This is a genomic window from Rothia sp. HMSC065C12 (assembly GCF_001812085.1).
Classification (GTDB): domain Bacteria; phylum Actinomycetota; class Actinomycetes; order Actinomycetales; family Micrococcaceae; genus Rothia; species Rothia mucilaginosa.
Genome location: NZ_KV807679.1, coordinates 647,392 through 662,094, shown reverse-complemented (window position 1 = coordinate 662,094; position 14,703 = coordinate 647,392). Strand labels below are relative to the sequence as shown.

Here is a 14,703-nt window from a genome sequence, read left to right as displayed (position 1 = left end):
TGCTCCTTATTCGAGCTCGTTGTCGAGGTCATTGGCGGCGGCTGCCGGTGCTACGGCGGGTGCCTCACTCTTATGGAAGAGCGGGTTCAGCTGCGTGTACAGCAGACCCAGGCAGGCGCCCACAATACCGATAGCAACCAGGTTGAACTGTGCCGGGGTGGACAGTGCCACCAGAACATCCTCGGGCTTTCCGCCGGCAAGAGGCACAATCGACTGGGTTGCCGGGATTGCGGCGGCGGCGATGAAGCCGAGGAAGAAGAAGGGCATGAGGGCCTTCGAACGCATCATGTTGATAACCATTGCGAAACCGACCACGGTAATCATGCCACCTGCGATACGCAGACCGGTGGTCACCTCGGCGGGAATCATGTTCAGCAGGCGGGTCAGCTCTTCGGAGCTAATCAGCGCCACAATAGCGGTCGGGATAGCAACACGCAGACCCTGCAGAACCATACCGCTGATGTGCATCAGCTCAATACCTCGGAAGTTCGCGGTCTTCGCGAAATTATCGGCCTGGTGCTGGAAGAACACCGTAATGGTACGAACGAAAATGGTCAGAACCTGACCGGCTGCCGCCAGCGGCACGGCGATGGCGATACCGGTGTCGATGTTCTGGTGGCCCTGAATCACGACAAGGGCGGAGATAGTGGATGCCAGAGCCGAGTCGGGAGCCATCGCCGCACCGACGTTCATCCAGCCCAGTGCGATGAGCTCCAGTGCGCCACCGAGCATAATGCCGGTAGTCGGGTCACCCAGCGCAAAACCCATCAGGGTACAAGCGACCAGGGGGCGGTGGAACTGACGCTCGTCCACCACGGATGCGACGCCCGCAATGAACGCCACGAGAACAACGAGAATAAACGTCAGGGCGCTCATGCGTCCAGGCCTTTCTGCTTGAGGATCTTTTCCAAATCAACCGGGGAGTGGTTGGGCAGCTGCTGCACCGTCAGCTTCACACCGCGCTTAATGAGTTCGCGGTAGGCTTCCAGGTGCTCCTCGGAGGCGTACACTGCGTCCGAGAGCTGAACCATGCCGGTCTTGAAGGTGACGCCACCAACGTTCACTTCGTTGATCTTGACGCCTTCGTCGAGCAGTCGCACCACGTCAACGGGGGATTCTACGACGAACATGGTCTTCATGCCGGTGTACTTGGGGTTGTTGTACACGCGACCAGCCTTAGCGATGTCCAGGACGTTGGTCTTCACACTGGTCGGCGCGACCTGCAGCAGCAGGGACTTGCGCAGCTGATCGTGTGCCGCATTATCGGATGCCGCGATGAAGGTCTGCGGTGCGATGTGCGGAACCCAGGTGCCTGCCACCTGACCGTGAATCAGGCGGGAGTCGATGCGGGTGAAGATAGCGTCCATGGTGCCGCCGGGAACCTGCTGAGCAGCCGGAACCTCGACCGCCTTGGTCTCTGTGGGCTTCGCCTCGGCGGGCTTGGCGGCTGCGGGCTGGTTCGCCTCCTGGAAGGAGCGAATACCCTTAGTGCCAGCCTTGTGCGCCTTAGCGACCAGGGACTTGAGGGTTGCGTTCTTACGGCCTGCGCCGGAGATGACCTCAATAAGCATCGGTACGTTGACACCGGAGACGACGTCGACGCCCTCGCGGGTGGCTGCGAACTGCGCACCGGCGTTGTAGGGGCTACCGCCGAAGAGGTCGACCAGCAGCAGGGTTTCTTCTGCTTCAGACGCCTCAACGATGCGGGTGTACTCTTCGACGAGATCTTCGGGGCCCTGACCCGGCAGGAAGGTGACCGGGTGGACGTTTTCGAAGTTACCGAGGATCATGCCGGCGGTCTTCAGCAGAGCCGGAGCCGACTCGCCGTGTGCCGCCACAATGATAGTGACCATAGTGGTCCTCTCGTTTTCGTGACATGGTGTGTAGGGGCCCCGTGAGGGGCCTCATAATTCTCAGATAGTAACACGTTGTTTTTGTGTTTTGTGGGTTTTTTCTGAGCATGCACACTTTAGGTTCTTGTGACATTTTTTCACGTGTTGGAATATGGGTTTTTGGTGTCAAAACACGTATTTATTGCCAGGGTGTAAAAAATTTAAACAGAACACTGAAAAAAGGTTGCCGAAGTGGTGGATAAAGCGTTATTTTCGTGAAATTTCAGGAATGACGGCATATTGTAAGCGGACTGACGAGGTGCTTGTTATGGGATATTTTGGACTGTGATAGTGTAAGAAAATGATTTACAAAGAAAATACCGAACAAAAAAATGGATGCATGGATCAAAAGATGTGGGATTTATATAAAACCCACATTTTCCTGCAATCTGTCCACAGAATGGTATTTCTGGAAGACGCCGCTAAAAACCGTCATTTCAAAATTTAATCGACGCGCTAACGCGCGAAGAAAAACCCAGGAAAACGACAATTTAGTGACAGGTTGTATATATAAATAGCAACTCACCTTTAACGGCCACATTCCGCCCGGCAGCCCCCCTCTAGAATCCTCACTCCCAGATTCCCCACCCGAACCCCTCGCCGGGATTCTGGGGCATAGATTTCGAGGCGTAGAAAAATCTGAGGCATAGAAAAAGCGACCAGGAACCCCCGGTCGCTTTCTATCGAACATGCGCTACGCGTTAATGCCCCACATATCCCGCGCCAGACGCGCAATATGAATCGTCAAATACGTCAACTCATCACGAGTCAGGCTCTGCTTCAGCTGCATCTGCAGTACCAGCAAAACCTTCTGTGCACACGCGTAGGCGCGCGGTGCATCCTCACGAAGAGCCGCCAACAAACTCGGCTGCGACACCTCATCAACATCCTCCGCGCGATTCGCGGAGGTGCGGCTCGCCCGTACAAACAGGTACCGCAGATGCGTCACAAAACGTGCCGCACTCATCGAATCCGGGTCGATCTTCCGCTCGTAGCTTGCCTCAATAATTTCAAAAACCTGCGCGAAAACCTCGGTCATGCGGAATGCCTGAGACATATCCGCCGTCGCAAATTGCGCGTTGACCAGGTGCAACGCCAGGGGGATAGCCTCGTTCGGGTCCAGTTCAACCTGCAGGCGCTCGCGAACCATTTCCAAAACCGTGCGGCCGTACTCCACCTCGCGCGGGTAGAGAACGGTCACCTCCGGGGCGAGCGGATACTGCACCCGCACCCCGTCACGCGCACGAACCACCGCATAGTGCAGGTGATCAGCCAGCGGAAGAATAAACGAGTTCGACAGCTCCAATGCACCCTCGGCGCGCACCTTCGACTCCAAAAGTGTGGCAATCGACAGAATCTCCGCCGGAATCTCAGACAGAGTCATGCTCAAGCGCTCACCCGACATGCCCTGCTCCGGCACAAACGTCTGCTCCACCGCAGACGGGTCAATCAGCTGACCCTTACGCTTACCAAAAGCAATGCCGCGACCAATCATCACGGACTCCTTGCCGTAATGATCCACCGTGAGGACAACATTATTGTTATAAATACGGCTAATGCGCATGTGTCCTCCTCTGCGGGTGTCGGGGCGCCTGTGTCGGGGTGGCACACTGAAACGATAAAAGGCGATTGAGCATCACCTAAGCTACTACAAATTTTACCGAAAGATTGAACCCGTATAGAAGGGGTAACGCGCGTGGTTGGGATAATGGGCGGCGCGAAACTGTGCCCCAGCTGTGACGCGGGCAAGCATTCCATAAGTTTGCGGCTGAAAACCGGCTCCCGCCTCACCGCGAACCCTAAATCGCGATACCCTTAATCACATGAGCAGCAAAGCAACCGAAATCGCAAAGAACCTTCCCACACTAGAGCATCCGGACGGTAGCCCCATCCGCGCCCTCGTTGTTGATGATGAGGAGATGCTCAAAGAACTCGTCAGCATGGGTCTGAAAATGATCGGCTGGGAGGTGCAGTCCGCAGGCGACGGCCCCTCCGCGCTCGCGATTGCGCGCGATTGGCGCCCCGACGTGCTTGTGCTGGATATTATGATGCCCGGCTTCGACGGCCTGGAGTTGCTCTCCCGTATCCGCAAGTTCTACCCCGAGGTTCCCTGCCTCTTTCTGACCGCTAAGGATTCGGTTGATAACCGTATTGAAGGCCTTGCCGCCGGTGCGGACGACTACGTGACTAAGCCCTTCTCCATGGAAGAGGTCATGATCCGTTTGCACCGCCTGGTGCAGCGCTCCGGTGTTGCCTCCATTGATGATGCTGAGCTGGTCGTCGGCGATCTGGTGCTGAACCAGGACACCCGCGAGGTGACCCGCGGTGGCGAGCAGATTAACCTCACTGCAACCCAGTTCGACCTGTTGCGCTACCTCATGGAGAACGCGAAGCGCGTGGTCTCCAAGAGCCAGATTCTTGATAACGTCTGGAACTACGATTTTGGTGGTCAGGCAAATATTGTGGAGCTGTACATCTCGTACCTGCGTAAGAAGATTGATGTGGGTCGCGAACCGATGATTCACACCGTGCGCGGTGCCGGTTACGTGCTGCGTCCCGCCGTCTAAGTTTATTCTCTGCTCTTCATATGGCGCGGTATAACACCCGGTTATACCGCGCCATATCAGTTATATTCTGTATTTCGAATATAGAAAGAAAGGATGTTCGTGGGCTCCTACTCACCCGGTGAAACCGCCTCCCCGGATAACGAAGCAACCCGCCCCCTACGTGCGGGTTCCCCCGCGCAGGATGGTGCTACACCCTCCCGCGGGAACTTCTTCGTGCGCCTACGCGCCGCCTGGAAGAGCATGAGGAATCCCGAAGCATCCCCCGAAGAACTGGGCTACGTGCCCCATCTGCGTTCGCGCCTTATCGCCATCCTCGTGACAGCCCTCGGCATTGCATGCCTCATCATTGGCCTGTCCACCTACGTGACCCTGCAGAACTCCCTCTACCAGCAGGCACAAAGCGACCTCAAAGAAACCAGCCACCGCGTAGTGCAGCCGACCTCCCGAGACGGCAAGCGAGAAGAAGTGGACTGCAGCGACCTGCAGAAGAGCAGCTCCCTCTTTGCGCCCGGTCAGGCGTCCGGAACTATCATCACCTGCGTGGAATCCGAAGGTGCCGTAGAAATCGCCAGCAAGCTCACCAAGGAGGGCACCGTACAAACCCTTTCCGCCAACGACCAGGTAACCCTCGGAACCATGGCACTGAATGCCACTAGGGAAGAAGTCCAAGAGGTCAAGCTGGAATCCGGCCTGTACCTCATCAAAATCACCCCGAAGGCTAATAGCAGCGCCGATGCCCAGGTGGTTGGTATTCCGCTCGCCAACGTACAGCAGACCCTCACCATCTTCGTGATTGTGGTAGCCCTCGGTTCCATCGCCGTGATGGTTGGTGCCGGCGTGGCGGGCTCCTACATTATTCGCGGCACCATGAAGCCCCTGGAGCGAGTCTCTGCGGTGGCAACCGATGTGGCGCACCTGGATCTGGAGGAGCACACCATCTCCTCGGCGGTGCGAGTGGATCCGCGAGATTCCGACCCGCGCACTGAAGTTGGTGCCGTAGGCTATGCCCTCAATCAGCTGCTCGATAACGTGAACTCTGCTCTGGAGGTGCGCGAACGCACCGAACATCAGATTCGCGCCTTTATTGCGGACGCCTCCCACGAGCTGCGCACGCCCCTTGCCGCCATTAAGGGGTACTCCGATATGCTCCGATGGACCGAGCCGCTCAGTGAATCCGGCCAGTCCTCCCTGGCGCGTATCGACTCGCAGACCGAACGTATGTCCCGCCTCGTGGAGGATCTTCTGACCCTTGCCCGCCTGGACGAGGGTCGCGAACCCAAGCTGGAGCAGGTTGACCTGACCGAGCTGGTGCTTGAATGCACCTCCGATATGCAGGCGGCAGCGCGCACCCACGAATGGCACCTGAACCTGCCCGACGAGCCGGTTGAGGTCGTGGCCGATCGCTCCCAGATTCAGCGCGTGATCTTGAACCTGCTCTCGAATGCCCGCAAGCACACCGATGAGGGTACGCGCGTGACTGCGGGTCTGGCCGTGGATACTGCACGCCGCGAGGCTGTGGTGACCGTGACCGATAACGGCCCGGGCATTGACCCTGACTTCTTGCCGAAGATTTTTGACCGCTTTACCCGTGCCGATAAGGCACGCTCCGGTTCGGTTGGAACCACCGGTCTGGGTCTGGCGATTGTGCAGGCGATTGTGCAGGCGCACGGCGGTTCGATTCAGGTGCAGAGCCAGCCAGGGCATACAGTCTTTACGGTGCGTCTGCCTTTGGAGGCGGCGCGCGCCTAATGCGCTTCATCTGTGGCTCGCTGAGCCGGTAGCCGGGTGAGTGTTCGAGGGGAGGGGTGTGCGCGATACGCCCCGCCCCTTTTGTTTACACTTTTGGGGTGTTTATAACGCCCTGACGTGCCAAAACACTAAATTACTTGTTGAGTAAACATTAAATCTGCACTTCAAGTTTATTGCCTTGAGTGCAAATATGTGGTGAATCTAACCCCCAAATAGTTACTCCCGGTGAAACATTGCGCGTATTGTAAAAAGCATGGCTAATCTTGTTGAATCCCCCGCAAACATCGCAGACAAGCGTTCCGCCCGCAAGGCAGAGAACCGTATCGCAATCGTTGAGGCAGCAGAATCCCTCATCCTCGAGGGCGGCTACGGCGCCCTCAACGCAGAAGCACTCGCAGAACGCGCAGGCGTCTCCCGTCGCACCATCTTCAACCACTTCGCCTCCGTAGACGACGTACTGGTCACCCGCATGAACCAGTACTTCAACCGCATCTTCGAAGAATGCGACTTCACCATCTCCGGCGAAAACGCAAGCATGGAAGCCGAAATGCTCTCCATTGCCCGCAAGGTCTTCATGAGCAACACCCTCGAAGAGTACATCGCACCCTTCGCGCACCTGCTCTACGCCCTCGAAATGGACAGCCCCGCGAAGTTCGAAGAATACTCGCACGTCATCCTCGAGCGCACCTACGACATCTTCCTCGAGCGGTACCTCGCGGCATACCCCGACCTGCCCTACCTGCGCGTGGCAGTCTTCGCCTCCAACCTCGCCGAAACCATCGGTGAAGGCGTCTACTACTACCTCACCCGCGCCGAAGAAATGACGGTCAAGGTTGCAGCAGAAGCCCCCGAGGGCACCCACCCCGAAGCACTCGCCATTGAAGCAATGCGCCAGTGTGTCCTCGAAGCACTCGACTACCTGGGTCGTCTGGTCCAGGGCGAATTCGCAAGCTAAGCCCCATAGCGTTAACGCTCAAACACTCTCGCTTCGGGCACCTCACCTGCAGGTGCCCGGGGCGGGGTATTTTTTGTCTAAAAACAGGACACAGCGTTCGCCGTACAGGGCAAACCACACACCGCATTCACACGCACCCAACACCCAAACTCTTCACTCACTCAATTTCAAAGGACTGAATCATGGCTACATGGCTCTACCGCATCGGTGAAGCTGCCGCCCGCCGCGCATGGGCTGTCATCCTCACCTGGGTACTCATCATTGCCGGTGTAGCGGGTGCCTACACCGCGTTCCACGGCAAACTCAGCAACACCTTCACCATGCCCGGAACACAGACCCAGCAGCTCTCCGACGAGCTCGCCCAACGCTTCCCCAGCGCCAACCGTGGCTCCGGCCAGATCATTCTCACCACCGGTGACGGCACCGCCCTCACCGAAGAGCAGAAGCAGGCATTCTCCGCCGCTCTGAGCGCACTGCCCAGCGAGGTGCCCTCCGTGGATGCGGTCACCGACCCGTTCACCACCACCTCCAAGCTTACAGAAGCGAAAACCCAGCTTGACGAGGCGCACGCCAAGATTGACGCCGCCCCCTCCCAGATCGAGGACGGCAAAAAGCAGCTGAATGCCGCCGCCTCGCAGCTTGAGGACGGCATGAAGCAGATTGCCGACAATGAGAAGAAGCTCGACGACTCGCAGGCACAGATTAGTGCTGGTCAGGAGCAGCTCGCCTCCGCGCAGAAGCAACTGGATGACGCGCAGGAACAGCTGAAGGACGGCTACGCCCAGGCGGAGGCGGCAGGCTCACCCGCCGCCATGATGGAGCAGCTCAACGCCCAGCAGGCGCAGCTGACCGAGCAGCAGAACGCGCTCAATCAGCAGCGCAATACCCTGACCGAGAGCCAGAAGCAGGTTGACGCGGGTCGCGCAGAAATCGCCTCGAAGAAGGATGAGCTGGCTGAGGGCAAGAAGAAGCTGGACGAGCAGCGCAACCAGCTGCAGAAGACCGAGAGTGACCTGCCGGCACAGCGTGAGCAGCTGGATCGTCAGCAGAAGCTCTACGACTTCACCTCCGGCTACCGTATGGTCTCTGAGGATCAGTCCACGGCGATTGCGACTGTCTCGTTTAAGAAGAAGATTTACGAGGTGCCGTCCGCCGAATTGCAGAAGGTCATGTCCGACATTGAGTCGGCGAACCTGCACGGGGCGACCGTACAGTTCGACGCGAACCTGAGCGAATCCGCGCTTGGTGGCGGCTCACACACCGGTGAGGTTGCGGGTATGGTCATCGCCTTCATCGTGCTGATGGTTATGCTCGGCACCCTCGTGGCTGCCGGCCTGCCGATTCTGATGTCTCTGGTGGGCGTGGTGGTGGGTGTGCTCGGCACGCTCTCCCTCTCGTCCGTCGTGGAGATGAGCTCCACCGCCTACACCCTGGGTCTGATGCTTGGTCTGGCGGTCGGTATCGACTATTCGCTGTTCATTCTGAACCGCTACCGCATGAACCTGCTGGACGGCATGCCGAAGGTCCAGGCGATTGCCCTGGCGAACGGCACGAGCGGTAATGCCGTGATTTTTGCGGCGAACACCGTGATTATTGCGCTCGTGGCGCTGAACGTGACCGGTATTCCCTTCCTGGGCGTGATGGGTAATGCCGCCGCGTTCTGCGTGGTTGTTGCCGCCCTGATCGCGGTGACGCTCACCCCGGCGGTGCTGTCCTTGGCGGGTACCAAGATCATGTCGAAGAAGCTGTGGGCTTCCATCGATACCCCGCAGAAGATTGCGGAACGCCGCGTGCAGGATGCTGAACGCACCGAGAAGCCGAACGGCTGGTTGCGCCTCGTGCTGGCGCGTCCGCTACTGACTCTGGTGGTCGGTACGCTGGCACTGCTGGCAGTTGCCGCCCCCATGTCTCAGATGCGCCTGGGCCTGCCGGACGCCTCGAACTACCCCTCCGATAGCGCCGCGTACAAGTCGTACGCACTGGTCAAGGACAAGTTTGGTGAGGGCATGAGCGCGCCGCTGGTTGCGGTCGCGCACACGCCCGCGAATATGAGCGAGGAGCAGGCTCAGCAGGCGCAGATTGATATCGCTTCTGCGGTCAAGGAGCGCGGCGGCGCGAACGTGCAGGCTGTGGTTCCCGGCGGCATGACCGATGATCGTACCCTCATGATTTTCCAGGTGATTCCTGCCCACAGTGCAAGCTCCGTGGAGACTGAAGAGCTCGTCCACGAGCTGCGAGCCGTGACCGTTCCGGTTCAGGGCTCTGATGTGTCTCTCGGCATTGCGGGTCAGACCAGCGGCAATATTGACGTCTCCGAGGTGCTCGCGCAGAAGCTACCCCTGTACCTGGGCGTGGTGATGGGCCTGTCCTTCCTGGTGCTAATCCTAGTGTTCCGTTCGATTATGGTTCCGCTGGTTGCCTCGGTGGGCTTCCTCTTCTCGGTGCTGGCGAGCTTCGGTGCCGTGGTGTCGATTTACCAGTTGGGCTTCATGAGCTTCCTCTTCGGCGTGGACCACCCGGGTCCGGTGTTGTCCTTCTTGCCGACCCTGCTCATCGGTATTCTTTTCGGTCTTGCGATGGATTACCAGATGTTCCTGGTGACCGGCATGCGTGAAGCGTACGTGCACGGCAAGGATGCGGCGACCGCCATTGTGAGTGGCTACAACCATGCGGTGCGTGTGGTAGTGGCTGCCGCGATCATCATGATTTCGGTGTTTGGTGGCTTCATCTTTGCTGACTCGACCATGATTCGACCGATGGGCTTTGGTTTGGCGTTCGGCGTGCTCGTGGATGCGTTCATTGTGCGCATGACGCTGACCCCGGCGATTATGGCTCTGCTGGGCGATAAGGCGTGGTGGATGCCGAAGTGGCTGAATCGTCTCACTCCGAATATGGATGTTGAGGGCGCCGCCCTGAGTGAGAAGATGAGCGAGAATATTCAGCACGAGCGTGAGTCTGCTGCCGCCGAATCGGGTAGCAAGCTCGGGTCAGAGTAAAGTATTAGTGTGCGTTTGTGCGCTGTAGCGCACTCTGAAGACTAATACGAGATGAAAGGGTAGGTGCACGGCGATGAGGAACCGCGCGAGTATCCGACAGTGGATAGGAGGCGTCCTGAGCCGTGTGCCTGCCCCTTTTCTTGTCTTTTTGGGAGGCGGTACGGGTGCGCTGTGCCGCGTGCACACTCCCGGCGGCGTGCTGGTGGCGAACCTGCTGGGTTCGTTCACGCTGGGCCTGCTGACGATGGTGTGGAACGCCTACGCGCGCCGTGACGGCGAGGAGCGGATTCATTCGTTCCGTCTGCTTTTTGGTGCCGGCATGATGGGCGGCTATACGACGTATTCGTCGATTGCGGCGGTTTTGGCGCAGACGATTTTTCTGCCGTACACGGTGCATGCTCAATATATGGTGCTGGCTGTGGCGGTGCTGCTGGTGGGTGGTTTGGTTGCCGCCGCGGCGGGCATGCTGACGGGTCGTTTTGTGGCGTCCCGCTTGGTGCCCGCCCGTGATGTTGAGGAGGGCCGCTAATGTTTTTCGCTTTGATGGTTTTCCTGTGCGGCGGTTTGGGTGCGATGACCCGCTTCTTCCTGGATAAGGCGATGTCGCCTCGCCTGCGTACGGAGTCGTCGATTATTAGCCCGGTGTTCGTGATTAACCTGGTGGGCTCGTTCCTGTACGGCCTGCTGATTATGCCGGTGTCCAATCCTCGCGCGCTGGGCGTTCACTATAACGCCACGGATCAGGTGGCGTTCTGGTGCACGGTGATTACGACCGGTCTGCTGGGTGGTTTTACGACCTTCTCGACCGCCATGGTGGAGGCGCTGACCGCCCGCTCTGAGGGCAAGATGGTGAAGTTCCTGATGCTGTGGCTGGTGCAGGTTGTGGGTGCGATGGTGGCAGCGATTGCGGGTGCGCTCTTGTTTGTGCTGCTGTTTGGTCGGTATATTGCGCCGGTGTTCCCGCCAGATGTTCTGTACTGACGGCGCCGGCTGTGGTGGTTCTCATGGTGTGTTTGGGTGCGTGTACAGCTTTTTCACAGTTTCGCCTAGGGTGAGCCATAGAGCGGTCTTTTACACTGGTGGTGAACGATATGCGGCGGGTATGAACGGTAACCCGCTATATACCACCGGGAATATATATTAGAACAGGCATATATGCAGGTGGAGTTCATATAACTCACTCTCACGACCTAAGGAACACACGGCATGCAGGAACTACTGAATAAACACATGATTGGCACCTTCGCCATCGAGATTGCGGCGCTTACTGTCGCGCTCTCCATCATCGGATTTATTGGTATGCGCCTGCGCACCAAGAAGACCGGTCGAGCGCACAGCATCCGCCAGTACCTGTTGACCGCGTCCTTTGCGCTGTTCCTTGCTTCTATTCTTTCTCTGACGCTGACCCCGATTGGCTCTTCCAATAGCGTCACGAACCCCGAGCTGTACTACCCGCGTTTCTATGTGGGCTGGAGCTGGCAGCAGGCGTGGGATCTGACTGCCGGCATGGGTCTGCGCCGCTTCGCAACGACCGTGTATGCGCAGCTCTTCTTCAATATCGCCATGTTTATCCCCTTGGGCTTCTTTACTGCGGGCTGCCTGCGCTGGGGTCTGCGCGCCACGGCGCTGAGTGGCTTCGCGCTGTCGAGCTTCATTGAGTTGAGCCAGTTGACCGGTAACTGGGGCCTGGCGGGCTTCACCTACCGCACTTTCGATGTGGATGACATTGTGAATAACACTGCTGGCGCGGTTCTCGGTGCGGTCTGCATCTGGGTGGTGCGCGCGATTCAGAAGCGTCGCGCGGCTAAGCATGACCGGGCGCTGGCAATGGCTACCGCCGCCTAGTAGATTCTCGGATCGCCAGACGTTTTCATAACATGATTGATATAATTCATGTTATGAAAACATCTGCTCCTAGCCTCCTTCCTATCTTGCGTAGCGACCTGCAGGGTGAAGTGATGGCATTGTTGTTCTCTCACCCTGAGCAGCAATACACGGTGTCACAGATTGCTGATGCGACACGTGCATCATTGCCGACTGTTTCCCGAGAGGTGAATCGTCTGGAACAGTCCGGTTTGGTGACTGTCCAGAATGTTGGTAGGACCCGTATGGTGCAAGCCAAGGTTGATAATCCGGTGGGCCAGGCGATGCGTCAGTTGATTCTGGTAACTTATGGTCCTGTTCCGGTGCTCCGGGATACTTTGCAGGGTGTTTCCAATATTGAGGGTGCCGCTATTTATGGCTCGTGGGCTAGCCGTCGTTCTGGGGTGGCTGGGCACGTGCCGAACGATATTGATGTGCTGGTTGTGGGCTCCCCTTCACGGCAGAAGCTGTATGAGGCTATCGATGATGCTGAGCAGAAGCTTGGCTATGAGGTAAACGTGAAGCGGCTATCTCCTGAGGCTTGGAATTCGCAGGATGGCTTCGTGCAGACTGTGCGGTCGCGTCCTATGGAGGTTCTCTTTGGGCAGCTGGAGGTGAATGATGTCCACGCTGAAGCCTAATGCCCCAACCCCGGGTCCCTGGACTGTAGGCCGGGAACGCATTCTTGAGCTGATTGAATCTGGCGAGCTGGAGCGGGTCGTTGTAAATCGTGAGTATGCTCAAGGCCTGTTGTTGCGTGCTCGCCGGCATCTCAAGACGGCGCATCGTCTGGTAGTTGATGATCCGGAAGGCGCCTATACGCTCCTCTATGATGCTTCGAGACTAGCCATGACTGCCGCCTTGGCGGTGCAGGGTCTGCGTCCGACTACTCGGGGAGGTCATATCGTGGTGGGTGATGCCTTGCGTGCTCAGCGAGGCCCTCATGATGCGGTGGGTAAGCTGTATTCTCGCCTGCGTCGAACTCGCCATGAGGTTGAGTATCCTGGTCTAGATTATGAGCCTATAGCTGTGGAGGAAGCTGAAGAGGCTTTGGAAGATGCAGAGTATATCGTTCAGGAGATGACTCTTTTTATTCCTAAGCTAGGACCTTTCTAGACTGTATTTCTTTTCGGCACCCCTGAATGAACCTCCTTCCGTGAGGTAGACGCAACGAACCCCTCATTTTCATAACCTGACCGATATTGTGCAGGTCATGAAAATGAGGGGTTCGCCGTTTTTAGATGAAACCCTAGACAGGGAAGTTCTCGGGTGGGAAGACTACTCGTCCTCGGTCAGCCGGTTCACGACGCGGGTGCTACGGTTGCCCTTCACCTCTTCGGGGAGCAGAATCGGCATGGAGCCGGTCGGCGTGTAGGTTGCCGCGCGTGCCGCCGCGGTAGCGTGGGTATCCTCAAACTCGGGGATAACCTCGGAGCTGGGTGCACGGTACAGGTGGCTATTAGCCCACCACGCGAAGAGCAGAACCGCAATCGCCAGGGCGCTGGAGACGAACAGCCACGGGCTGACCTGACCCTCGTAGTAGAGCTTGAAGAATGCGCCACCCATGAAACCGCCGGCAATCGGGCCGCAGATCGGAACCCACGCGTAGAACCAGCGCGAGGAGCCCTTATCGTGGATGGGCAGCAGGGCGTGCATGAGGCGCGGACCGAAGTCACGGGCGGGGTTCAGGGCGTAGCCGGTCTGACCGCCCAGGCCGATGACGAGTACGGTGACCATGAAGCCGAAGGCGAGGGGCTTGAGCACGTCGTTGAGGTTGAGAGAGAGTTCCACACCGCCGCTGATGGACGGCTTGAAGTTTACGCCGGTGTACAGTGCCGAGAAGACCAGCATGAACGTGCCGATCATTTCGGAGAGGGCGTTGGTGAAGTAGTTGTGAATAGCGGGGACGGTGCCGAAAACGCCGAGCTTAATCTTCTTGTCGGCGGTTGCTTTCCAGTGCGGCAGGTAGTTGAGGTAGACCAGTCCGGCGCCGACCATTGCGCCGAGTACCTGGGCGATGATGTAGCCGGGGACCTTCTCCCAGGAGAACTCGCCGAACGCTGCCAGGCCGATAGACACAGCGGGGTTGAGGTGGCCGCCGGAATAGGCGTGGGAGGCGTAGACGCCGAAGGTGACGGCGAAGCCCCAACCGAAGGCGATGGTGAAGAAGTTGTCGCCGTGGCCTTTGGATCGGCGAAGTTCGACATTGGCGATGACGCCGCAGCCGATGGTGCACATGATGAGCGTGCCGAGGAATTCGGCGAGGTAGGGGCTGATGGTGTACACGGGGTGTCCTTCAGGTAGTGAACTGCGGGTGGTAAACCGGGATTCGGTCGGGTGCGCAGTGCCGAGCGTGAGGGAGGTGTGGTTTTGTGTGGGGTTATGCCGCCCGAGTGGCGTGTTTAAACCTTTGGCATCTATGGAACCCTGAATGCCCTAGAAGGGCAATACTTTTGTGTTATTTCACCCTTAGACATAAGCGGTTTTTCGGGTTTTTCGTTTAAAAATAAATGTGGCGAATGAGGGGAAAATCGGTCATAGTCCACAACTTGGACTCATTCCATAAACTCGCGGTTGAACCCATGGAGAAACTCACGAATAAACCCGCGATCAAACCAACACTCACCCCCGCCATCAGCACCCGCCCACACCACTTGCCATCAGCATAAAAATGCCCGGGC

At 58.0% G+C, this 14,703-nt stretch carries 13 protein-coding genes; 9 read left to right on the top strand and 4 right to left on the bottom strand.

From position 1 onward, the window contains the following. Positions 1 to 6: 6 nt before the first annotated feature. The 3 genes from HMPREF2836_RS08755 to HMPREF2836_RS08745 all read right to left on the bottom strand — a co-directional run bounded on the left by HMPREF2836_RS08755 (position 7) and on the right by HMPREF2836_RS08745 (position 3,456). On the bottom strand, positions 7 to 876 hold the full coding sequence (locus HMPREF2836_RS08755) for a PTS mannose/fructose/sorbose transporter subunit IIC (protein WP_049345985.1): 870 nt from the start codon (positions 874 to 876) through the stop codon (positions 7 to 9). Continuing rightward, entirely contained in the window at positions 873 to 1,853 is a 981-nt protein-coding gene (locus HMPREF2836_RS08750; RefSeq protein ID WP_012902658.1) for a mannose/fructose/sorbose PTS transporter subunit IIA, read from the bottom strand. Before HMPREF2836_RS08750 ends, HMPREF2836_RS08755 begins: the two co-directional genes overlap by 4 nt. Positions 1,854 to 2,586: 733 nt before the next feature. After that, positions 2,587 to 3,456 (bottom strand): PRD domain-containing protein, encoded by an 870-nt coding sequence (locus tag HMPREF2836_RS08745; protein ID WP_070630108.1) that lies wholly within the window; start codon positions 3,454 to 3,456, stop codon positions 2,587 to 2,589. Positions 3,457 to 3,715: 259 nt separating this feature from the next. Between HMPREF2836_RS08745 and HMPREF2836_RS08740 the strand changes: the two genes are divergently transcribed. The 9 genes from HMPREF2836_RS08740 to HMPREF2836_RS08700 all read left to right on the top strand — a co-directional run bounded on the left by HMPREF2836_RS08740 (position 3,716) and on the right by HMPREF2836_RS08700 (position 13,138). Then, positions 3,716 to 4,459 (top strand): response regulator transcription factor, encoded by a 744-nt coding sequence (locus HMPREF2836_RS08740; protein WP_012902660.1) that lies wholly within the window; start codon positions 3,716 to 3,718, stop codon positions 4,457 to 4,459. Positions 4,460 to 4,552: 93 nt separating this feature from the next. Next, positions 4,553 to 6,208 (top strand): sensor histidine kinase, encoded by a 1,656-nt coding sequence (locus HMPREF2836_RS08735; protein ID WP_070630107.1) that lies wholly within the window; start codon positions 4,553 to 4,555, stop codon positions 6,206 to 6,208. Positions 6,209 to 6,461: 253 nt separating this feature from the next. Next, positions 6,462 to 7,163, top strand: coding sequence for a TetR/AcrR family transcriptional regulator (locus tag HMPREF2836_RS08730; RefSeq protein ID WP_070630106.1), 702 nt, complete (start codon positions 6,462 to 6,464; stop codon positions 7,161 to 7,163). Positions 7,164 to 7,345: 182 nt separating this feature from the next. Continuing rightward, positions 7,346 to 10,159: an MMPL family transporter gene (locus HMPREF2836_RS08725; protein ID WP_070630105.1), complete on the top strand. Its 2,814-nt coding sequence runs from the start codon at positions 7,346 to 7,348 to the stop codon at positions 10,157 to 10,159. Positions 10,160 to 10,283: 124 nt separating this feature from the next. Then, positions 10,284 to 10,688 carry a fluoride efflux transporter FluC gene (locus HMPREF2836_RS08720; protein ID WP_246822854.1) on the top strand — a complete coding sequence of 135 codons (405 nt, stop codon included), beginning with the start codon at positions 10,284 to 10,286 and terminating at the stop codon, positions 10,686 to 10,688. Continuing rightward, the gene (locus HMPREF2836_RS08715) at positions 10,688 to 11,140 is read left to right on the top strand and encodes a fluoride efflux transporter FluC (RefSeq protein WP_012902665.1); all 453 of its coding nucleotides are present in this window, start codon (positions 10,688 to 10,690) and stop codon (positions 11,138 to 11,140) included. The genes HMPREF2836_RS08720 and HMPREF2836_RS08715 overlap by 1 nt, the downstream gene beginning before the upstream one ends. A 225-nt stretch (positions 11,141 to 11,365) precedes the next feature. Then, positions 11,366 to 12,004, top strand: a complete 639-nt coding sequence (locus HMPREF2836_RS08710) for a VanZ family protein (RefSeq protein WP_070507464.1) — start codon at positions 11,366 to 11,368, stop codon at positions 12,002 to 12,004. A gap of 32 nt (positions 12,005 to 12,036) precedes the next feature. After that, positions 12,037 to 12,663, top strand: a complete 627-nt coding sequence (locus tag HMPREF2836_RS09265) for an ArsR family transcriptional regulator (protein WP_049345965.1) — start codon at positions 12,037 to 12,039, stop codon at positions 12,661 to 12,663. Further along, positions 12,644 to 13,138 (top strand): HEPN domain-containing protein, encoded by a 495-nt coding sequence (locus HMPREF2836_RS08700; RefSeq protein ID WP_070507532.1) that lies wholly within the window; start codon positions 12,644 to 12,646, stop codon positions 13,136 to 13,138. The genes HMPREF2836_RS09265 and HMPREF2836_RS08700 overlap by 20 nt, the downstream gene beginning before the upstream one ends. A gap of 162 nt (positions 13,139 to 13,300) precedes the next feature. Here HMPREF2836_RS08700 and HMPREF2836_RS08695 read toward each other — a convergent pair whose 3' ends face one another. After that, positions 13,301 to 14,308, bottom strand: a complete 1,008-nt coding sequence (locus tag HMPREF2836_RS08695) for an MIP/aquaporin family protein (protein ID WP_070507461.1) — start codon at positions 14,306 to 14,308, stop codon at positions 13,301 to 13,303. Between the last annotated feature and the right edge of the window lie 395 nt (positions 14,309 to 14,703).

Excerpts from the sequence above, each read along its gene's own strand:
- HMPREF2836_RS08745 (WP_070630108.1), bottom strand. The coding sequence starts at position 3,456 with ATGCGCATTAGCCGTATTTATAACAATAATGTTGTCCTCACGGTGGAT.
- HMPREF2836_RS08750 (WP_012902658.1), bottom strand. The coding sequence starts at position 1,853 with ATGGTCACTATCATTGTGGCGGCACACGGCGAGTCGGCTCCGGCTCTG.
- HMPREF2836_RS08730 (WP_070630106.1), top strand. The coding sequence starts at position 6,462 with ATGGCTAATCTTGTTGAATCCCCCGCAAACATCGCAGACAAGCGTTCC.
- HMPREF2836_RS08700 (WP_070507532.1), top strand. The coding sequence starts at position 12,644 with ATGTCCACGCTGAAGCCTAATGCCCCAACCCCGGGTCCCTGGACTGTA.
- HMPREF2836_RS08710 (WP_070507464.1), top strand. The coding sequence starts at position 11,366 with ATGCAGGAACTACTGAATAAACACATGATTGGCACCTTCGCCATCGAG.
- HMPREF2836_RS08740 (WP_012902660.1), top strand. The coding sequence starts at position 3,716 with ATGAGCAGCAAAGCAACCGAAATCGCAAAGAACCTTCCCACACTAGAG.
- HMPREF2836_RS09265 (WP_049345965.1), top strand. The coding sequence starts at position 12,037 with ATGATTGATATAATTCATGTTATGAAAACATCTGCTCCTAGCCTCCTT.
- HMPREF2836_RS08735 (WP_070630107.1), top strand. The coding sequence starts at position 4,553 with ATGTTCGTGGGCTCCTACTCACCCGGTGAAACCGCCTCCCCGGATAAC.
- HMPREF2836_RS08725 (WP_070630105.1), top strand. The coding sequence starts at position 7,346 with ATGGCTACATGGCTCTACCGCATCGGTGAAGCTGCCGCCCGCCGCGCA.
- HMPREF2836_RS08755 (WP_049345985.1), bottom strand. The coding sequence starts at position 876 with ATGAGCGCCCTGACGTTTATTCTCGTTGTTCTCGTGGCGTTCATTGCG.
- HMPREF2836_RS08715 (WP_012902665.1), top strand. The coding sequence starts at position 10,688 with ATGTTTTTCGCTTTGATGGTTTTCCTGTGCGGCGGTTTGGGTGCGATG.